Annotated in this window: 14 protein-coding genes; 13 read left to right on the top strand and 1 reads right to left on the bottom strand. The window is 60.9% G+C overall.

What is annotated here, in order from left to right; genetic code table 11:
* Window positions 1–121 precede the first annotated feature (121 nt).
* From A9Q02_RS03250 to A9Q02_RS03240, 3 genes are all read left to right on the top strand, one after another.
* Window positions 122–907: a metal ABC transporter ATP-binding protein gene (locus A9Q02_RS03250; RefSeq protein ID WP_097650929.1), complete on the top strand. Its 786-nt coding sequence runs from the start codon at window positions 122–124 to the stop codon at window positions 905–907.
* Entirely contained in the window at window positions 879–1,706 is an 828-nt protein-coding gene (locus A9Q02_RS03245; RefSeq protein ID WP_097650928.1) for a metal ABC transporter permease, read from the top strand. The genes A9Q02_RS03250 and A9Q02_RS03245 overlap by 29 nt, the downstream gene beginning before the upstream one ends.
* Before the next feature lie 141 nt (window positions 1,707–1,847).
* Window positions 1,848–2,675: a DUF3352 domain-containing protein gene (locus tag A9Q02_RS03240; protein WP_097650927.1), complete on the top strand. Its 828-nt coding sequence runs from the start codon at window positions 1,848–1,850 to the stop codon at window positions 2,673–2,675.
* A gap of 11 nt (window positions 2,676–2,686) precedes the next feature.
* On the opposite strand, the gene A9Q02_RS03235 is transcribed toward A9Q02_RS03240, so the two are convergent.
* Window positions 2,687–2,950 carry a DUF2203 domain-containing protein gene (locus A9Q02_RS03235; protein ID WP_097650926.1) on the bottom strand — a complete coding sequence of 88 codons (264 nt, stop codon included), beginning with the start codon at window positions 2,948–2,950 and terminating at the stop codon, window positions 2,687–2,689.
* A gap of 554 nt (window positions 2,951–3,504) precedes the next feature.
* Between A9Q02_RS03235 and dprA the strand changes: the two genes are divergently transcribed.
* From dprA to A9Q02_RS03180, 10 genes are all read left to right on the top strand, one after another.
* Complete coding sequence (gene dprA / locus A9Q02_RS03230) at window positions 3,505–4,584, top strand: DNA-processing protein DprA (protein WP_097650925.1); 1,080 nt, start codon at window positions 3,505–3,507, stop codon at window positions 4,582–4,584.
* A 69-nt stretch (window positions 4,585–4,653) separates the two neighbouring features.
* The gene (locus A9Q02_RS03225) at window positions 4,654–4,908 is read left to right on the top strand and encodes a type II toxin-antitoxin system HicB family antitoxin (protein WP_097650924.1); all 255 of its coding nucleotides are present in this window, start codon (window positions 4,654–4,656) and stop codon (window positions 4,906–4,908) included.
* Window positions 4,909–4,963: 55 nt separating this feature from the next.
* Window positions 4,964–5,128 (top strand): type II toxin-antitoxin system HicA family toxin, encoded by a 165-nt coding sequence (locus A9Q02_RS03220; RefSeq protein ID WP_216361433.1) that lies wholly within the window; start codon window positions 4,964–4,966, stop codon window positions 5,126–5,128.
* Window positions 5,129–5,614: 486 nt separating this feature from the next.
* Entirely contained in the window at window positions 5,615–6,058 is a 444-nt protein-coding gene (locus tag A9Q02_RS03215; protein ID WP_097650922.1) for a hypothetical protein, read from the top strand.
* Between the two features lie 182 nt (window positions 6,059–6,240).
* On the top strand, window positions 6,241–6,663 hold the full coding sequence (locus A9Q02_RS03210) for a type II toxin-antitoxin system RelE family toxin (RefSeq protein ID WP_097650921.1): 423 nt from the start codon (window positions 6,241–6,243) through the stop codon (window positions 6,661–6,663).
* A gap of 251 nt (window positions 6,664–6,914) precedes the next feature.
* The gene (gene drmC, locus A9Q02_RS03200) at window positions 6,915–7,625 is read left to right on the top strand and encodes a DISARM system phospholipase D-like protein DrmC (protein ID WP_097650919.1); all 711 of its coding nucleotides are present in this window, start codon (window positions 6,915–6,917) and stop codon (window positions 7,623–7,625) included.
* A gap of 537 nt (window positions 7,626–8,162) precedes the next feature.
* Window positions 8,163–12,389, top strand: a complete 4,227-nt coding sequence (locus tag A9Q02_RS03195; RefSeq protein ID WP_097650918.1) for an OmpL47-type beta-barrel domain-containing protein — start codon at window positions 8,163–8,165, stop codon at window positions 12,387–12,389.
* A 71-nt stretch (window positions 12,390–12,460) separates the two neighbouring features.
* The gene (locus A9Q02_RS03190) at window positions 12,461–13,462 is read left to right on the top strand and encodes an N-acetylmuramoyl-L-alanine amidase (protein ID WP_172450577.1); all 1,002 of its coding nucleotides are present in this window, start codon (window positions 12,461–12,463) and stop codon (window positions 13,460–13,462) included.
* Between the two features lie 149 nt (window positions 13,463–13,611).
* Window positions 13,612–17,742, top strand: coding sequence for an EVE domain-containing protein (locus A9Q02_RS03185; RefSeq protein ID WP_097650916.1), 4,131 nt, complete (start codon window positions 13,612–13,614; stop codon window positions 17,740–17,742).
* Between the two features lie 70 nt (window positions 17,743–17,812).
* The gene (locus A9Q02_RS03180; RefSeq protein ID WP_097650915.1) at window positions 17,813–20,227 is read left to right on the top strand and encodes a hypothetical protein; all 2,415 of its coding nucleotides are present in this window, start codon (window positions 17,813–17,815) and stop codon (window positions 20,225–20,227) included.
* Window positions 20,228–20,464 lie beyond the last annotated feature (237 nt).

The following is a 20,464-nucleotide window of genomic DNA, read 5'->3' as shown; positions in this document are numbered from 1 at the left end:
AAATAAGCTCACGCGAAGGCGCGAGACGCGAAGGGTGAAGCTCACCTACGCGAAAACCTTTGCGCCTTTGCGTCAAAACAGCCGCCTTCTTTGCAAGGTATTGGGTTTAAGAGGACAACATATGGCTTTCACATATAGTGGCCGGCATCATGTCCACCCGATTGCCGATGCTTTGGCGCTTGAGCTCGAGCAACTAGTGGTAAACTACCCTGGCTCGTCAGAGCCAGCGCTCGATCATGTCTCACTCAAAATTGCCAGCGGGTTGCGGGTGGCCCTGGTTGGGGCCAATGGCTCGGGCAAGAGCACCCTGCTCAAAACGGTGGCGGGCCTGTTGCACCCGCAGGCCGGCACGATCCGCATCTATGGGCATCCGGTGGGGGCGTGCCATCACCGGGTGGCCTACCTGCCGCAGCGGGGCGATGTTGACTGGCGGTTTCCAGTGAGCGTGAAGCAGATGGTGCTTGCCGGGCGCTATGTGCATCTCGGCTGGATGCGCCGTCCTGGGCCGAACGATCGGGCCATGGTGATGCAGGTGCTGGAACGGCTCGGGTTAGAGGAACTGGCCGAACGGCAGATCAGCCAGCTTTCGGGAGGGCAGCAGCAGCGTGCGTTGCTGGCGCGGGCGCTCGTGCAAGAGGCAGATCTCTTGTTGCTCGACGAACCGCTGAGTGCCGTTGATGCGCCGAGTCGGGCGATCATTGCCGGGGTGCTTGCCGATCTGCGTCGTGAGAACCGGACTGCGCTGGTTGCCACGCACCATCTGGATCGCCTTGATGATGAATTTGACCGTGTCATCAGTCTTGAGAGCGGGGCTTTGCAGACTGATCGTGTGATTGAGGAGACTGGTCGTCGCCTGGCCCCGGCCAAAGCACCGCGTTATGATCAACTGGCTACTCGAACCATTTAGTTTCACCTTTATGCGGATCGGCCTGGCGGCGGCTATTCTGGTGAGCATCACCTGTGCCGCGCTGGGCTCGTATGTTGTCTTGCGCCGGATGGCATTTATTGGCGATGCGCTGGCGCATACCGTGCTGCCCGGACTCGTCGTTGCGTTTCTGAATGGCTGGAACCTCTTTGGCGGCGCGATTGCCGCCGGGCTTCTGACCGCCCTGGGCATAGGATGGGTCTCGCGGCGCGGGGTCGTCCGCGAAGATACGGCGATCGGCGTGCTCTTCACGGCCATGTTTGCCCTTGGCATTCTGCTGATGAGCCGGATGAACAGCTTTCGCGACCTAAGCCATATCTTATTTGGCAATGTGCTGGGGGTCCGCCTGGGCGATCTGTATATCACCGCCGCAATTGCCGTGGGGGTACTGCTCACGCTGGCCTTGCTGCACAAAGAACTGGAACTGACCAGCTACGACCCAACCTATGCCGAGGGCATTGGCTTGCGTGCTGATCGTCTCCGCACCCTACTCTTGATCTTGCTGGCTTTCACGGTCGTCAGTTGCATCCAGATCGTCGGTGTTGTCTTGACAAGCGCCTTACTGGTCACACCGGCGGCGGCGGCGGCCCTGCTCACCAACCGACTCCCGCGAATGATGCTGCTTGCCGCCGTGATCGCCATCAGTTCATCGGTGATCGGGCTCTACGCTTCATACTACGCCAACGTCGCCTCGGGTGCAGCGATTGTGCTGGCCTGCACGGGCAGCTTCTTCCTGGCCTGGGTTTTCCATATGCTTCGCACGCGAGTGGTGCGGGTGTAAGTGTTTCGCTGGTCGGCAGAGCTAGCTCTGCCGACCAGCGGAGATGCGTGAACTATCGCCCGCCGTTTGCATGAATGACGCGACTGCGCTACAGTGTTTGCCAGGACTGCTTCTCTGGTGGATCTGTGAAAGTAGAGCGCTATGTCTTCTCAAACAATGCCTGGACGCGCCCCGCGTGAGCATAGCCTGGGGTATGCTGTGGCTGGTGGAGCGGTGATTACCCTGGTTTCGATGCTGATTGGCGGGGGGTTGTTTGCCTGGATTCTGTTGGCGACGCGTGGCCCTTCAGCGGGTGAGTTGTTGCCGGTTGATACGCAGCTTTATGCGGCACTGGCCCCGAATGTTGGTGGGGTGGTTGACGTGAATCAGTTGCAGCGCGCCCTGCGCGAAGGCTTTGGGATCAGCGATCCGGCGGCGCTGCTGGAACCGGTGGAGGCTCTGGCCGGGGTGCCGCTTGAGGGCAATATTGGCACGTGGCTCGGTAGCGAGATGATCGTGGCGGTGCGCGATGTGGAGGCAGGATCGTTGCAAGGTGTTGCTGATCGTACGGCTTTTCTCAATGACGCCGAGGTCGTCTTGCTCTTTGGTTCAAAGAATGATCCGCAGGCAAGTGCGTTCCTTGAAAAGCATCGCACGGCCCGCGAGGCGCGTGGCGAGACCTTGCAGGCCACAACGATTGGTGAGGTGACGATCTATGCCCAGGAGGGTGGCGCACCGAGTCTGATCACCGCTTTTGCGCTCGTTGACCACTATGTGGTCTTTAGCAATCGGCGTGAAGCGATCGAAGCGATGGTCGCCGTCGAACCGGGCGCAAGCACCGATCAACTGGCGTCCCTCCCTGAATTTCGCACGTTTAGCGCCCAACTGACCCCGCAGCGCGCCGGGGCCGTCTATACCGATGGCACGGCCAATGGTGAAGCGGCGCGTCAGGGCTTGAGTGCCTTGCTGCAGAGCATGATTGCGCCTTAGATCGGCATAACTCACTTTTCGCGCCGGGCGGCGGCGACAATCTGCTGGAGGTAGCTCTGCCAGTGTTGCTGATTGGCCCTGGTGATGCGGCGAATCGCTTCGAGATCGCCGCTTTCGCCGGCCTCGTACGCGGCGGCCAGCGATTCTTGAAAGGTGCGCGCCAGATCGGCCACAGCCCGCCGGAGCTCGGCATTGACGGCGCGCTGATGTTCGAGTTGCTCTTGGAGCCACGCGATCAAGCGGGCTTGTTCAGCGAGCTCTTCTTCGTGTGACATTTTGGTATTCTCCTTTGACATGGTTTCAGAAGGGCCGGATCAGCTTTAGAGGGTAGTGCCGACTTCAGTCGGCTGAACTGGAAGCCGACTGAAGTCGGCACTACTTACTGGTGTGTAACCTAAGTTTTCTGCTCTAGGGATTGGCTTCGACAAGCTCAGCCAACGGCGGACGATGGGCGTTGCGAACGGACGGAGGCTGAGCCTGTCGAAGCCCCGCTGGTAGAGGCAAACGTACGTTATAGACTATTACCCCCAGGGCGATTGCATCTTCCGTGTAATGCACCCCACCAGGGCACCCGCAAGGGGTGCCCGTACACCGGGCCCGGCCCCCGGCTCTGTAGGGGCACCCCTTGCGGGTGCCCCTACAGGGCCGGGGGCCGCCGTTTGCGCCGCTGGTTGCATGCACATGCTGCCACATAGCGCGTATGTTTGTATCCGGTTTCGTATGATGCAATCGTCCTACTATTACCCCCCCGCACCCGTATCAAAATTGGTCTGGCAGCGGTATAACTCTAGAACGAGGGTTGCCCTAGCTTGTTGAGAAGACCGATGCTATGACAAATACGCGCTATTATCTTGGTTTCAATCTTGTGCCGGGTATTGGCCCGATCCGCCTGGCGCGCCTGGTTGAGCAGTGTGGCTCGCTGGAGGCGGCCTGGCATGCCGATGCGTTTGCGCTGGCTGCCGCTGGGATCGAAGGCAAGACGAGTGCGTCGCTGATGGCGGTGCGCACGCGGCTTGACCTCGATGCCGAGTTGGAACGGGCGGCGCGGGCCGGGGTGACGTTGCTGACGATTGATGATGCGGCCTATCCTCACTTGCTGCGCAATATCCCCGCTGCCCCACCGCTGCTCTATGTGCGCGGCGCATTGACGCCGGCCGATGATTGGTCGATTGCTCTGGTTGGTACCCGTGCGCCGACAACCTATGGACGTGAGGCGACGATGCGCCTGACTGATGGCCTGGCCCGTGCGGGTGTCTCTATTATAAGCGGCTTGGCGCTTGGTGTGGATACGTTGGCCCACGAGACGGCGCTGGAGGCGGGTGGGCGCACGCTTGCGGTGCTGGGCAGTGGGGTTGATCAGCCCTACCCCGAACGCAACCAGCGCCTGGCGCAGCGCATCATCGAGCAGGGCGCATTGATCAGTGACTATCCTTTGGGGACGATGCCGGTGGCAGCGAATTTCCCGCCGCGCAATCGCATCATCAGTGGGTTAAGCCGGGCAACGCTGGTGATCGAAGCGGGCGAAAAGAGTGGCGCTTTGATTACCGTGGGCTTTGCGCTCGATCAGGGGCGCGAGGTTTTTGCGTTGCCGGGGCCGATCTTCTCCCGCCAGAGTGCCGGCTGTCATCGGCTGATCCGCGACGGTGCAACGCTTGTCCGTTCGGCTGACGATCTGCTCGCCGACCTCGATCTCACCAGCGCGAGTGTGCAGCGCGAAGCACGGAGCGAATTGCCGATTGATCCGATCGAAACGGCGCTGCTTGGCCTGCTCAGCTACACACCGTGCCATATTGATGAACTGAGCCGCGAAGCGAATCTGACGGCGCAGGCGACGGCGGGGGCCCTGACCCTGCTTGAACTGAAGGGATTAGTGCGGCAGGCTGCGCCAATGCAGTACGTGTTGAGGTGATCGAGCGGGCCGTGCTACAATGCGAGCGAAGATGCTGCGAGCGGAACATGCTCAACGAGAGGAAGAGCCATGCTGAGTGCCTACATTGCGGCGGCAATGCGCCGCGCCACCTACCAACTATTGGTTGATGACGAAGGCTTTGTTGGTGAAATCCCTGGCTTGCAAGGCGTGATCGGCCACGCTGAGACCCTCGAAGCGTGTCGCGAGGATCTTCAATCTGCGCTGGAAGATTGGATCTGGCTTGGTTTGCGTTTGGGACACGCCATCCCACCACTTGATGGGATCGACTTGAGCCAGCCTATCCGCACGCAGGAGGCCGCCTGATGCCACCCTTTGGGCCCATCAGCCGAGTGCGTCTGATTCGTGGACTGTGCGGGCCTTGGGCTTTCAAGGACCTTATCCCGCTGGTCGCCATGCCTTTATGGTGCGCGAGGAGAAGCGCATCACTATTCCCAATCCGCATCACGGAGATATTGGCGTTGGTTTGCTCGCCACCATACTTCGTCAGGCCGACGTGAGCCGTGAGGAGTGGGAACAGGTCTAAGCCCAATACCTTGCAAATAAGGCAAGGCTCGCGTTGACGAGGGGTTAGCAGCACGCTGCCATCTGGCAGTAGCTGCGAACCAGACGGTTCGACCACCGGTGGTGAGCGGTGGCTCCTGTGGTCAAACTTTCTGGGTTGGCACTCGAAAGTATGCCACAGAAGCTGCCGCGCCGCTTATTTGCAAGGTATTGGGTTTAGGGGGCAGGGGCCAGGGTGCAAGGGCCAGGGTTTATGGATCGGGGGGCGCAGGTACGCGACCGAACCCTGAACCCTGACCCCCGAACCCCGAGTCTATTATCAGATCGAGCTGTGATTACAGGATCATTTATGTTATGATAGAGCTATCTTTCGACGGTGATGTATGTACGGTGTTCGTATCTGCATCACATGCCTAGCTGCCCGAACACGCGCATATCGACCGCAGACCATGGGGTGCCGTGAGCCAGGGTCAGTTTCGCTGGGCAAATATGATCAAGGAATGTGGCTATGAAGCGTCGCAAAGGCCGCGCCGCACCACCACGAGCGCCTGCGTCACGGGCGAACCACCGGTATCCTCCAAACTGGCGGCACACTGATTGGCTGGTGCCATTCATCGATGGTGCTGCCTGCATCCACCATGGACACGATACCGATGCAGATGACCACAGCCGCTGCGGGCCAGCGATCTTCTGCTGCCCCCATGCCGCCGTCCGCTACGTGACGCTTTTTCCCAAAAGTGGTGAGGCCCGGGCAACCTGGCAACCCATTCATCCGAGCGACCTGATGACGTGGATACACAATGGGGTACACGTGTTCTACTTCGTCTTCTGCGACCCTGATCGGCGAGATGGACTGCTGGCGATTGGCCTCGGTGGATCGTGGCTGCACGATGCGCTCTGGCACCGCACCTCGCTGGATACCTATGCAGGGCAGGCCGACCGACTCATGTAAGTGGAGCGACATCAGATGACACCTCTTCCTCTCCCACTTCGTCGTGCGCAACTTGATGCTCTGCTCGCCTTCTTGCCCATCTTTGCGCAGCCTATATATTTGGCGAGTGGCATACCGAAATACTTCGACGCCTCCAGCAGATCCGGGAGACCATGGCAGCAACGTAACCGGCAGGAGCGATCATGACTCGCTACGAGCTTTCTTTCAGGCCAACCTTTTTTAACGAATCGCTGAATCTGCCCAAGCAGGTAAGCAAACTGGTCAGCCAGAAATTGAAGGTGCTAGGGGTCGATCCGCACTCTGCTCACGGTGATGCCAAGAAACTCAAGGGCTACGCCAATGTCTACCGGGCGCGGGTCGGCGACTATCGCATCTTCTATAGCATCGGCCAGGGCTGGATCAAGCTGCTGAGTGTGCGCAAGCGTGACGACCGCACCTATGACGCTGAGCTCCCCGAGGTGGCCCCGCCCACGATGAGCCCTGACCAGGAGGCGTTGGTGCCGCAGGAGTCGGGGGTCGGGTATCGGGTATCGAGGGTGCGAAGCCTGGGCTCGGGTCTTGGGTCTTGGGGAGCAGGGCCCTGTGTGCTGAGCACACCCCGCTAACGGAGCCGCAGACATTGCATGGCGCCGCTTGCCACGCCTGCCTGTTTGTCCCCGAGACCTCGTGTGAGCGCGGGAACCGCTACCTAAATCGGTCGCTGCTCGTCCCGACGGTCGAGCGGAGCGATCTGAGTTTCTTTGGAGGGAGCGTATGACCCTGCCGACGAGCACGCTCTTCGAAGCGCTGGCAACGCTGCTCGAGGGGCTCCCCGAGGGAGCCATCAGCCCACTGGCTGAGGTGATCGCGCCCATCCCTGCCGGTTCATGGCCGGCGCTGCACACGACCGCGACCCAGGTGCTGGCCGCACCACACTATCGCGAGCAAGGTTGGGGCGTTTATCACCACCTGGCAGGCGCTGGCTCCGACGGTGCCTCCAGCCAGTGTTGCCCTGGCGCTCCAGGCGGCCGGGACGGCGGTGCGTCGGCAGCGCCGCGTCCAGACCGTCGAGGTAGTGTGGACAGGGCCGGCGAGCGGGCAACCGCTGCGACGCACTGCCCAGGTACTGCAAGGACTGATCGACGAAGCGCAGCAGGATCTGCTCATCATCGCCTTTGCGGTCTACGACATCCCCGAAATTGGGATCGCCCTCCGTCGGGCGGCCCAGCGGGGGATCATGCTCCGCCTCGTCATCGAGTCACCGCACGCGAGGGCCGGCAACATCGCCTATGACAGCCTGGTCGCGCTGGGGCCACAGGTCGCGGCGCACGCAACGATCTACCAGTGGCCACTCGCCCAGCGGCCACGCGACAACGACGGACGGCATGGCTCCCTGCATGTCAAATGTGCCATCGCCGACGGGCAGACCTTGCTCATCTCCAGTGCGAACCTGACCCGGTACGCACTGAGCCTCAACATGGAACTGGGTCTGTTGCTACGTGGCGGGCGCCACCCACACGACGTCCAGGCCCATATCGAAGCACTGATTGCACGGGGAATCTTAACGCAGATCGAAGCCCTGGCATAAAAACGCATGCATCTTCGCAAGTCGAACCACAGACCCTTGGCCAGGTGATACGCCCCCTACCTTGCAACGAAGGTTGACCCATATTGACGCAAAGGCGCAACGCTGCGCATCCAGATCCGTGTTGACGCAAAGGCGCAAAGGCGCAGAGGTATTACATATCTTTGCGCCTTTGCGTCAAACAACCGGCCTTTTTTGCAGCCTGCTTCTCGGGGTGAACTCTGCGACGAGGCCTCATCGTGAAGCTTTCGCAACTCTTCACAGAAAGGCAAGAGTTGTTGGGCATGATCTGGTACTGATGAAGACAAAGGATCACGCGAGGCGTTACCGCTCCCTCACGGATCGAGCGCCTCGGGTTTCCCGATGGGACGGTCGCCACGACGGAGATCTTGCCTTCGCAGGAATTTGATGGGCACAGAGCTTTATATGAGTATGACCATCCAGCGCACCAGCAAGGGCCTGATTCGGTGGTGCGCACGGCCACGTCCAGCCCGCCCGGCAGCATAGCGTCACGCTTACGTCTGAACAGGAGCTTGCACCATGTCTTCCCTCACAACTGTCCATCCGTCCTCGGCGCGCCTGACGCCTGGCATACTCCGGTTCGCCCTCATTGTTGCTGTGCTGCTTGGCATCCTCGGCGCGCCGCTGTCGATGGTCAGTGGCACCCTGATTGCCGCCCCAGCCACGCAGTCCAACGTGAGTGTGCAGGCGGTGAGTCTCGGGTGGAGCCATGCGTGCGTGCTGTTGAGTACCGGTGAGGTGCGCTGCTGGGGCCGCAATGAGAACGGTCAGATTAATGTGCCCGCCGACCTCGGCCCCGTCAGCCAGATCAGCGCGGGGTTCAGCCATACCTGCGCGGTAACCACTGCCGGTGCGGTGCAATGCTGGGGCAGCAACGACTATGGCGAGACCAATGTGCCCGCCGACCTCGGCCCCATCAATCACGTCAGTGCAGGTGCGAAGATCACCTGCACGGTGAATAACGCTGGTACGATGCGGTGCTGGGGCATGCCGTTGAGCGGTCAGATCAAGGTTCCCACCGATCTCGGTTCGGTCAACCAGATCAGTTCGAGCATCGGCATTCCTGGGACTGGTACCACGTGTGCGCTCACATCGGCTGGCACCGTCCGCTGCTGGGGCAACATGCCGGGGCTTGATGAGCAAGGGGGCATGCCTCGTGATCTTGGCCCACGCAAGCAGGTGAGTGTTGGAGGGCAGCATGCGTGTGGGCTGGACGCGCAGGGATCGCTGCGCTGCTGGGGGGGCGACGGAACGACACCCGCCGACCTCGGCCCCGTCAGCCAGGTCAGCGCCGGGTTCAACCATACCTGTGCAGTGACAACGGCGGGGACAGTGCGCTGCTGGGGGGGCGACGCGAGCGATGCGATCCGTGTACCCGCCGACCTCGGCCCAGTCAGCCAGGTCAGCGCTGGGAATAACTATACCTGTGCCGTGACAACAGCTGGCGGCCTGCGCTGCTGGGGCGACCCTCTAGAAGGCCAGCCCGAAGATATGACGGGCAATGGCGTGACCACGGGCGATGGCACAGGCGATGGCACAGGCAATACCACGCCCATGCCCATTCCGTCAATTGGACAAGTTGCCGGCCTGGTCTACAGCGCGGGTGGGCAACAGTACCTGGTTGACCTGAACAACACGAGCAGTGCGACGATGGGGACAGCACCGCCAGTTGGCAGCATCATTGGGCCAGACAACACGCTCCTTTGGATCGAAGTGTCTGACTCATGGAGGCCAGTTGATTTCAATGATCGCCAACCCTTTCAGATTCTTCGAGCAAACCGAGACGGCAGTGATCGTCAGGTGATCCTAGAAAGCAGTGCTTTTTATCAGCAATTTCCTACAACAATTTCGCTAACCTTCTCTCATTTCGGTAGCAGTTTCCTCCCAAAACTCGTTTTGAGCGCCGATGCCACACAAGTCTTCTTTGTCGCTTGTAATCCGTTGATGGGTGAGGCTGCCGTATGCGCCTTTTACCAGCTTGATCTGGCTTCGCGTACCGTCAGCCTGATGCAGGGCCAGAGCTTTGGTGTATATCCAGGCTGGGTCCACCCTGATGGTCAGCGCGCTATCTATACGTGGGATTTAGCTTGCAGCGGATCATTGGAGCGTACCAACAGCGAGTCAACGTGGCTCTCCGGCACCCCGATCAGCGTTGTCTGGTTAGCCGATCTGAGCTTTATCTACAGCCGCTATATCTGTAAGGGTGTCTGGGGCTCGGAACCGGTGTCACCGCAGTATGATATTGTCCTCGCCAACGCAGACGGCAGCGACAACCGGGTGCTCGTGGCAGGCAAAGTCGCGAGCGCAATGGTGCTCGCGCCTGACCAGCAGACCCTGGCCTTCATCACCAGCGACCCAGGCCAACTCCAGTCTGGTGAGGTAGCGCTCTGGGTCGTCAATCTAGACGGCAGCGGGCTACGAAAGGTGATCGACCTGCCAAAGCATGCGACCGACCTGCGCTGGACAAGGTCGGCAACAGAAAGCACCGCGCAAACATCCCCACGCCCATCACCCGTCTCCACTCTCCCCACCGTGCCCACCACCGGCGAGATTGCCTACGTGCAGGACGGCAACATCTACTTGCTCAATCTTGCCAGCCGCAAGACCACGCCGCTTGTGACCGATGGGACAGTTGGCTTGCCAGGCGAGTGGCGTGGTGGCATTCAACTGACATGGTCGCCCGATGGACAGCGACTGGCCTATGCCTCAAACCGCGCCGGGAACTACGACATCTACGTCCTGGATGTGGCGAGCGGCAGCACAGAGCAGTTCTCCTCGAATCGGCAGGACGAGTACCTGCCATCGTTTGCGCCCGACGGGGCGCTCTTCTTTGTGCGGATTACAAAAGCACATGAACACAATCAGATCGTGGGTGAATGGGACGTGATTCGTGCCATAAAGCCCGGTCAAGAGACTGTCGTAGCCACTGATTACCATGTGGTCGATAAGATCGAAGTGCTGGCTGACGATCATGTGATGATGATGCTAAGCAGTGATATGGGCTGGGGTCAGTTAGCAACGGGGAAGGCCGAGGTTGTCTGGAATAACGGCAACTATAATTGTGCGTGGCCGGCAGGAGGCCAGAGTACGTTTGATGCCTCATGGTCACCTGATGGCACAACGCTGGCCGTCATCGCGGCTGACTGCCCTCAAGGAGATTCGTCAGGCAACTGGCGTAATGCGCTGTTACTCATAGATGCGGGGAAGCCCAATGCAGAACCCCGGCGGATTTTGGGCAATGAGTATTGGGGTTCAGCGATTGACTGGGCACCAGACAACGCCTGGTTGGTCTATGCCGGGGGCATCAGCGGTGGGACGGGTGGACTCTGGCTGATCAGCGCTGCGGGCGGCGTGCCGCAGCGCATCTCCGAATTGGGCGATGACCCGGCGTGGCGACCTGACGTGAGTGCCGATCAGGCGCAAGCGACCGTCGCAGCAACGATGGTTCCGTCTGCCGAAGCGAAGAACAGTGGGAGCATTGATCTCGGTGTAGCACCAACGATGGTAGCCGGCAGCGCGGTGGCGAGTGATAGCGAGCCGCCGACGGTGAAGATCTTCGTCGTCCCGCAAGGCGATCGCTGGCTGGTAACGATCACCGCCGAAGACCGTGGCTCCGGTGTGAAGCAGGTGCTCTACTCGACCGATGGGCAGCGCTACCAGTTCTACCAGGGGCCGTTTGCGGTCAACGCAGACGAGGTGACGATGCTCTACGCCTTTGCCGAGGACGATGTGGCGAACCGCTCGAGCGTGGTGACCTACACCGTGACGCGCAGCAATCCCCAGAGCCTCGCAGGCTACGTCGTCGGCATCACCCTGTCCCTGGTGATCCTTCTCGGAGGGGCATTTGTCGCCGTGTACCCCCGCATCAGCCCCACCCAACGTCTCTGGGCGCAGCTTGTGGCACTCGCGGGCGGGGCCTTGCTGCTCGTTCAGTTCGCGCTGTTGTTCATATTTGCCTTTGTTGGGCGATTGGATAATACGCTGGTCACGCTTCCCTCGGACGTGCCCTCACTGGTCAAGACCGTGGCCTCAACTACAGCAGAACCCACCATATCGTCCAGACAGCCCACCTCAACGAGCATACTTGCACCCACGGTCACAGTGGCCCCTATCTCAACGATGGTAAGCGGGGTAATCACGCAACCATCCTCGAATACTGATCTAACAACATTACCACGCCCCCAAGTGTTCGCCGATCCGCCCCTGGTGCCACGGGAGGCCTGGAATGCGGATGCCCCGGGTAGCGGGCTGATCCCGCATACACCGGTGCGCATTGTTCTCTCCCACGAGGCCAGGAACTGCTGCGCTGGCGACGCGCTAGCCGCTCGTGTCCGTTCCAACCAGATCGTCCACCTGAATAACGGCTGGCCCGACATCGCCTACCACTACATCATTGCGCCAGACGGGACGATCTTTGCTGGCCGCGACGTCATGATGCAAAGCAACTCCTCCTATGCAGCGGCTAACCCAAGCTACCAACTCGATGGCTCTATCGTGATTGGAGTGCTGGGCAACTATGACCTCCAGGAGCCAACTGCGGCCAGCGTACGCTCGATCACCTGGCTGATGGCCTGGCTCTGCCAACACCACACTATCGCCCCTGATGCAATCTACACATTAGCGCAGGTCGCGCCGCTCGACCCCTTCACAAAGGGGACAACTACGAGTCCGGGTGCTAATATGCCATCAATCTTAGCCTTTCGTACTGACGTGAAAGCGATTCTTGCTGGGGAGCGTGAGCCATGACACAGGATCATCAGGGCCACGACGCCGATCCCCAACCAAATAGATCGCCACATAGCCTCAAAAGGCACCGCATGCTTCTCATCTGGCTACTCGGCACCGTTGTCACCGTCGGCTTCGTGAGCGGATTGGTCGGGATGACGAATTCGCGTGATAGGGTGCTTCCCGCAATTCCTTCCACGACAGGAACTACTGCTCCACGCGAGCCCGATCAGATGTCAGCTGTAGAGGTGCAACCATCACCTACGTCGTTCATCGCGCTTGTGCGAACCCCGACAGCTCGACGCACCCCACCGGCGGTGCAACAGCCCGATCAAGGCGTACCGCACGAGCCTGTGGTGCAGGCCCATGTGTCTGTGCCGAAGCCTGCGATCGTGAGCCGGGCATCCTGGGGTGCGGTAGACCCGATGGCGGATCTGACCTCCCACCAGCCTCAACAGATCACCCTGCACCACGAAGGAGTCCTCTTTGACGGAAGCGTGCCGGCACCCGAGTACCTGCGCAGGGTGCAGCGCTGGAGCCTGGACAACCGCGGCTGGCCCGATATCCCCTACCACTTCATCATTGACCTTGAGGGAACAATCTACGAGGGGCGCATGCTGGCCGCACAGGGTAGCTCAAATACCGACTACGATCTCCGGGGCCACATCCATATCGCACTCTTGGGTAAATATGACGCTGGGGAACAAGAACCCAATTCGGCCCAGATCACGGCCATTATCGAACTGATGGCTTGGATCGCCGCTACCTACCACCTCGCACCCGACACGATCCACGGCCACCGCGACTTCATCCCGCTGAACGCACGTGGCGAACACATTGACCCGCGCACAGGATCGCTCATCACCTGTCCCGGCGATAACCTCTACCGCTACCTTGAAGATGGAACGCTTCAACGTGGTGTGGCGGCACGCTTAACGCAGGCTTATCTTCTCTCGGCGAGTCGGCACACTGCCGAGCAACCAGTGCGCCAACAAGGAGACGGCCACCTACGTGGCCTGACTCAGCCGGCGAAGGCCGGCTTCGTACGCGAGAGCCGAGGCGTTGACGCCAACGGTATGGGCGGATGGGGCTAATCCGTCAGGCATGGTGGGGCGTGTGAAGAGAAGATGCAATCGCCCTGGATGACGAGGGCGTTCATCTTGAAAGAGCGCTCCACGTGACGCATAATAGGAGAGTGAAAACATCTGTGCTTTCGCATGTATTTCTTGTGAAAGCTTCTTCAATGAACGACCCGAATCGCGCCGCCCAGTTCCATCAGGCTTTGCTTGCGACCTATCAGGAAGCGCTCAAGATCGGCTACCGTCCGACGCGCTTCTTGCAATTGCTCAATGAACGTGGTGGGGTCGAGACGGCGCGGCTGATCCTGAACCAGCAGAAGACCACCGAGGGTTTCAGTACCCTCTGGGAAAAGGGTCGGCTCGATTTGAGCGTCGAGGCCCAGATGCTCAAACCCGAGTTTATGGAACTCTTTACCGAAGAGGAGCTTCTGGCGGCTCGGGCGCGCCTAGCCGATGTCGCGTATACGCCTTCCTGGGATCAGCCGGGCGCGCCTACCCCTTCAACGGATGAAGCAACCTCGTCGTTGGTCGAGCGCTCGGAGCGCTCTATGCGGCTTGTTGATGGAACGGATGAAGGGCTAACCATCGCATCGCCACCTCCTTCGCGGGAGAGACGAGACTGGATCTTTCAGGCGAACCATGAGACCTACGATTTGCCTGGTGCCCTGGCAGCGTTGGATACGCTCACCTGGAATATCCGCCAGCATGCCAATGAGATCAGTGTTGGTGACACGGTTTACCTGTGGGAGTCCGGCCCTCACGCAGGGGTGCTCGGCGTTGCTCGCGTGCTGGGTGCGCCCGCCGTGATGCCGGAAGCGAAAGACGACCTGCGCTTCTACCGCGATGCGACGCGCTTCAACCCCACCGAGCGACGTGTACGCCTACAGATCGAGCAGGTCTTGCGTAATCGCCTCTCTCGACGGGAACTTCATCAGATCCCCAGGCTCGCCAATATGGCGATCTTACGGAACGCTCAGGGCACCAATTTCCGGCTTACGCCTGACGAAGCGGTGGCTCTCGCTAGCCTGATTGCCGCCGCCATTGATGATGACCAGCCCGCTGACCTCGCGCTCTCCCTCGACGACGAGCGGGTTGAGCCGATCGATACCTGGCAGGCCAGGATTGAGACGCTCGACCCGTTCAATCGTGCGTTCGTGCAGGACTTCCCGGCCTGGCTGGTGACGACCTTCGGCGCACGGGTCACCTTTGCGCCGTCGACCAACCAACGGTTCAGCGTTCATCTCGATGGAAGCCGCAGCGTCTGGGGGCGTGTCAACAAGCGCGGTGGGATCCTGCTCAGGATTGCTGATCAGCCTGATGGTCAGCGCTTAGAACAACTCCGGGGCTTCAGCCCGCCGCTCACGTTTGAGCGCGATCGCTATGGCATCATCTGTATCCTGGCCAGCAGCACCGACTATGCGGCCTTTCAGGAGGCCATGAAGGTGATCGTTGCGCCAGCAATGCATCCACACGACCGACCCACCACTGTTGCCGGTGCGCCGAGGGGAACTCACATGACAATTGCTGATGCTGCGTTCACGATCCTGTCACGCGCTGGTGGCGGCCCCCTCCACCTCAGTGACCTTCTTGCGCGCATTCAGATGGAGGGACTGGCCGAGTTGCGCGGTCAGACACCGCAGCTCTCGCTTGCCAGCATTTTGCTGCGCGATGAGCGCTTCCACAACCGGGGGCGGAATAGCTGGGTGCTCGCAGCAGTAGCCACCGCAGCCGACGCGGCGGATGACCTGGAACTTCCCGCCGTGCTGTCTGAGCCACCGACGCGTTCGCCAAAGATCTATGCCGAGGAGACGGCACGCTGCTGGCGGATCCATTTTCCGCGCGAGCTCTGGGAGAACGCCCGACGTCATGGGGTGATCGCGATTGGGTGGCCGCTCGATGCACAGAATCAGAGTGTCAAGCGCTTTCACCAGATTCGTGCAGGCGACCGCGTGGTCGCCTACGTCCAGGGTGGGGTGATCGGTGGGATCGGGGTGGTCACCAGTCCCTTTGATCCCGAACGGCCACGGGCAGATTGTGCGGCGACGACGCTCGGCGATGAGTTTACCCAATACCTGCGCGTAGCCTGGGCCGATGCCCCTGCCGAGCCGCAGAATCTGCTCGAAGCTTTGCGCCACGCCAACTATACTCATCTCTATAACCGGATCAAGAACCCGCATACGGTTATGCCGCTGAGCCGCGACGACTACCACACACTGCTCAGCTTGCTCCAGGTGGATGACGCGGGTGAACCGCGCAGCGCCAGTCGACTGCCGACCGGATGGGAGCAATTGGCTCCGTATCTCAGCCTGGCCCGCGGGATGGGCGACACAGAGTTGACCGCCGAGCAACTGTTGGCACGGGCGCAGGCGAGTGATCCGCCGCTGAGCGCGGCACTCGATGCCGACGATCTGGTGGCTGAGTTGCTCCAGTTGCGACTGATCATGAGTGCCGGACCAAAGAACTACCGGAGCCGCCCCTATGTGAGCGGCGACGAAACGGCTCTGCTGCGGCTCTGTGCGCTGGCATTGCTCGCCCCGGTGGAGGGTGCAGTAGAGCAGTATCTCCTTCCAGCGCAGGCGATCTTGCCACGCCTGGCGGCAACAGAGGCCCCCCAACCAGTCGAGCACTTCGCCCCCGAACTCGGTGAGGCTGATGCAATCAGACTCGTCGGCTGGTACGCCGAGGCAGGCCTGGTCACCGTCGACGGTGACGCCTGGTTGCCGAGTCTCCCTGACCTGACTCTCGCGGAAGCGACTGATCCAGCGAGTCTGGCCTACGCACACTTATTCACGACCCTGCAAGACGAGCGTAGCGGTACGTTCAGCAGCGACCTCGCTCACCTGGCTACCGACGCAGCCTTACCGCCAGTCGAAGCCTTTGAAGAGCGTATGGACGAACTGGGGCAGGAACTCCTCTTTGATCATGCCGTAATCCGTCGCATATACCGCTCACTGCTGGCAGGACGCCACGTGGTATTGAGCGGGCCGCCAGGCACAGGCAAGACGGAACTAGCCCGGCGGCTCCCTAGCTTGCTCTGGCGCGAAGCCCCCATCACCTTCCAGCGACTCACCTTTAGCCCAGATCTACCGCCGCTCGAACAGGTCACCGAGCAGCGACATGGCTATGCAGCCCTCGTCGTTACTGCGACCGAAGACTGGGGCGTACGTGATGTCGTTGGCGGCATTGGCCCCCGTCTCGACAGCACGAGCGGTGCCCTGAGCTATACCATTGAACATGGGGTTCTGACGCGGGTGCTCCTCCAGCACTATCAGGACACCGAGCGTGGACGACGCCTGCCTCCACCGGCAAGTGGCTTTCTCCGCCGTGATCGTCATCACGAAGGCCGACGCTACCGAGGGATCTGGCTCGTGATCGATGAGTTTACCCGTGCCCCGATTGACGCCGCCTTCGGCAGCCTGCTCACGACCTTGAGCGGGGGACAACAGGCGACACTGGCGGTGCCGACGCGTGAGGGTGAGTTGCGCGAGGTTCCGCTCCCACGTGACTTTCGCATCATCGGCACCCTCAACAGCTTCGACCGCCACTTCCTCAACCAGATCTCAGAGGCAATGAAGCGCCGCTTCGATTTCATCGACGTGCTGCCACCATCGCCGGCCGATACGATCTTCGAACAGGGTATCGCGCTAAAGGAGGCGCTCCGCCGGATGCGGGACGATGGCTTCGCCGCGATTGAACAGCACGATGCGGCGGGGGGCTTTCGCTGGCCGGGGGTGCTTCGCGTCGAGCCAATCACCGACGCGCACAAACCACGGCGTTACCAATGGCAGGCTGAAACACCCGAGGTCGCGACTGTCCTGGAGTCGTTCTGGCGCATCTTTAGCGCTATCCGGGTCTTCCGCCAACTCGGCACAGCCCAGGTGGTTGCCGTCTATCTGAATGTGTTGACCGGGGTGCGGGTAGGCATGCCTTGGGACGAAGCGCTGGATACGGCCTTAGCCGACGGCCTGGCTGACCAGTTGCAGGTGCTCAGCCGCGACGAGCAGCGCACGCTCGACGCCCTCCTTGAGCACGCCGGTCAGCCAGGAGAGTTTGCGGCGGCAGTGCAAGCGATTGTGCGCGAGTTACCACCCGGGCGACGTGCTGGCTACCTGTACGCATTGCGTGAGCGTGACACGGCCATCCACGGCACGAGCGACCTTGCCGTACGCGAAGAGACTCTGCTGAGCGCTGCGCAGCTTGGGCGGGTCTTCCTCAGCGATGTTGCCCTTGCCTTGCCGCCATCAGGCGCATTTCGACGGCGCTTACGCGACTTGATCGGCGAGCGAGGTTTATAGGAAAGACTATACGGATGAAACAGTTCTGTCTCCAAGCTCCGGCAGAAGAACAGCGCGGACGGGGCAAACTATGAGCGACGAGGCGCGTGCTGAGATGGCCCACGCTGCATCCTTCACCATTCATCCTTCATCCGTGGAATGTGAAGCGTTCCTCTGGCTCCAGGGGCGAATGGTTGAGTTGCTCTTACGCCACGACGTGCGGCGACTGGGCAGCAGTTTTGCGCCACGCCTGGGAAGCCTGTTTGACGATGAGCACTACACGGTCTTGCACCCGTACCGCGAACTCGCCGTGCTGATCTATCTGCGTGATGAACTGCTTGCGTCCATCCTGCCACGCATCAAGCGTCGGCTGAGTTTCCTGGCTCCACGCGAGGGACTGATAGAGGAATTGCCGCCGCGGGGGCGCATCGACTGGGCACATACGCTTGCTGCGGGTCTACGTGATCGCCCTGGTGAGCCGCCTCTGCACGTGCATACCCGCCAGCGTCGGCGTCATTTTGCAACCCCCGAGAATCTCTTGACAGTGGTGACTCTGCTGGAATATCGTGCTGCAATCCAGGTGCGCCTGGATGCCGAACGAGAGGTAGCTGGCGCTATGGCGTTGCGCCATCCCCTGCACGAGATGCTTGAACAGGTGACCCGTGAACTGGCCTTCCCACAGTTTGTTGGTCTGGTGCGTGAGGCTGAAGCCATCGCCAACGGTGATGCCGAACAGCGGCCTATCGATCTAGAGCGAGCGGTCGAGGCGCACCTTGTGCCTGGTCACAACAGCGCTTACGATGATCTCCTGGCCTGGCGGCGTAACCTCAGAGGCTTGCGCCTCCTTGAGCGCAACCTATCCGCCAACGCTCCCCCCATGCTTGGTGCGGATCCAGCCCGTGACAATTACCTCTATCAGATCTGGCTCTTCTACGAACTCGCCGAACTGCTGGAAAGACGGGGCGTGCGAGAAATCTGGCACGTAGGGACGATGCGACTGCGCTTCCACTGGGGTGAGGGTGACGACAGACGGGTCTACTGGCTCCAGCACGACCGCACTATTCCCCATCACTGGCATCAGGCTCCAGGCGTCAGGCCCGATCTCTACCTAGAGCGCGACGGGCGGGCCGAGGTGAGGCAGCAGGGCAGCCTGATCTGGCGTGAGCCAGGGTATGTGCTCGATGCGAAGTACTACAAGCCTCGCGATAGTGTCCGTGCGCCGTCGGGAACGATCAAACGCATGATCGCCGACCTACAGCTGACGGGTGAATGTCGCGGGGCCTTGCTCTTTGCCTTCCAGAGCGCTGAACGCCCGGCTGACCTGGAGGACAGCGACCTTCTTGAACAACTCAGTGCGACCGCAGCAGTCGGCCCGCTCTACCGGGTATGGCCTGAACCGGCAGCAGCGCAGAGCACACGTCCGGATGCAGCGATCACGATCTGGCGGGCATGCCCGCAGATTGGCGGATTGGCCGCAACGCACGCCACCCTGGTGGCAGTACTTGACGAGGCGCACCAGGCGTTGCGTGCGCAAGTACCGGTAGCCTGCCACGGCGTTTTCCTCGACCCGCTGAGCCTAAGCGAGCGCGGAGCGATGCTGGGGCGCGACGGGACTGCATTCGCGCCAGAAGACCTGCTGGTCTGCCCGAAGCCACATATCGGCCCCTGGCGCGTTGATCTGGTCAGTCGTAGCCATCACTGCTGCCGCGACGAGCAACTGTGCCATATCATCGGCCAGGTCGGGGCGACACCGCCCGTGCGCCCACCACGTACCGCCCACGAATTGCTGAGCGAACTGGATCGTCTCTTTGCGGTAGGCGCGTTGGAAACGCTTGATGAAACTGCCATTGAGTATGCCGTCAGTCGCATCGAAGGACTGACCCGCCGCTTCGCCGAAATCACCGGTGCCTTGCATGATCTAGGGCGCTACGAAGCCAAACTCGGCGACATTGGGTTGGATCGCACCCTCCCCCTGATCGGCCCCACCGAACGCGCATCGCTCGCGCTGGCGATCTACCTGCGCGACCAACTCGACGACGTGCAGGCCAACGACTACTCAGCCTCCATCATCCACGTCGCCCGCGTGCTCGAGCGCGAGTTGCAGCGGCGCATCCTCTCCATCCCTGGCATCACAGGGGCCGACTTTCCATATGGCAAACCGACGCTCGGCGCATTAGGTGGCGTCTACCGCAAGCACCCAGCGTTGTGGGCGCGCATTGCCGCGCACCTGGCGCAGGTCTGGGTAGGCCAGGTTGACCCTGAGGATACCGCATTTGTGGTCAACATCGCACAACTGATCCCCGAAATCGACATCCTGGTACGGGCGCGCAATCAGGCCGCCCATACCACGCCCATCGCCCGCAACCGTTTCCGTGAACTGCTGCGCACGCTCTGCGCGGGCGGGCCATTGCGGGTAGGGGCGCTAAATGTGCTGCTGCTGGCCTGGCCTCTGCCGGTATTGGAACAAGACGATGCGCACGCGAACCAGTCGTCAGTTGGAGGTTGAACAGCAACGAGCGAAACTTGCCCAACTCCATCCACTTTGACGCAACGACGCAAAGGCACCTACAGATCCGTATTGACGCAAAGGCGCAAAGGCGCAAAGATATGTAAATCCTCTGCGCCTCTGCGCCGTTGCGTCAAACAACCGGCCTTTTTTGCCGCCAAGCGCCCCTGCAGCGATCCCCGTGGTGTTGGCGAAAACAGAGCCATCGATGCATGCGTGTGACACTCGTTGTCACAT

This window comes from Candidatus Chloroploca asiatica (assembly GCF_002532075.1).
Classification (GTDB): Bacteria; Chloroflexota; Chloroflexia; order Chloroflexales; family Chloroflexaceae; genus Chloroploca; species Chloroploca asiatica.
This window is presented reverse-complemented; position numbering and strand designations above follow the sequence as displayed.

Bases quoted from the DNA above. Each gene is read 5' to 3' on its own strand.
- A9Q02_RS03185 (WP_097650916.1), top strand. From the start codon at position 13,612: ATGAACGACCCGAATCGCGCCGCCCAGTTCCATCAGGCTTTGCTTGCG.
- dprA (WP_097650925.1), top strand. From the start codon at position 3,505: ATGACAAATACGCGCTATTATCTTGGTTTCAATCTTGTGCCGGGTATT.
- A9Q02_RS03190 (WP_172450577.1), top strand. From the start codon at position 12,461: ATGCTTCTCATCTGGCTACTCGGCACCGTTGTCACCGTCGGCTTCGTG.
- A9Q02_RS03225 (WP_097650924.1), top strand. From the start codon at position 4,654: ATGCTGAGTGCCTACATTGCGGCGGCAATGCGCCGCGCCACCTACCAA.
- A9Q02_RS03245 (WP_097650928.1), top strand. From the start codon at position 879: ATGATCAACTGGCTACTCGAACCATTTAGTTTCACCTTTATGCGGATC.
- A9Q02_RS03195 (WP_097650918.1), top strand. From the start codon at position 8,163: ATGTCTTCCCTCACAACTGTCCATCCGTCCTCGGCGCGCCTGACGCCT.
- A9Q02_RS03180 (WP_097650915.1), top strand. From the start codon at position 17,813: ATGAGCGACGAGGCGCGTGCTGAGATGGCCCACGCTGCATCCTTCACC.
- A9Q02_RS03240 (WP_097650927.1), top strand. From the start codon at position 1,848: ATGTCTTCTCAAACAATGCCTGGACGCGCCCCGCGTGAGCATAGCCTG.
- A9Q02_RS03215 (WP_097650922.1), top strand. From the start codon at position 5,615: ATGAAGCGTCGCAAAGGCCGCGCCGCACCACCACGAGCGCCTGCGTCA.
- A9Q02_RS03250 (WP_097650929.1), top strand. From the start codon at position 122: ATGGCTTTCACATATAGTGGCCGGCATCATGTCCACCCGATTGCCGAT.
- A9Q02_RS03210 (WP_097650921.1), top strand. From the start codon at position 6,241: ATGACTCGCTACGAGCTTTCTTTCAGGCCAACCTTTTTTAACGAATCG.
- A9Q02_RS03235 (WP_097650926.1), bottom strand. From the start codon at position 2,950: ATGTCACACGAAGAAGAGCTCGCTGAACAAGCCCGCTTGATCGCGTGG.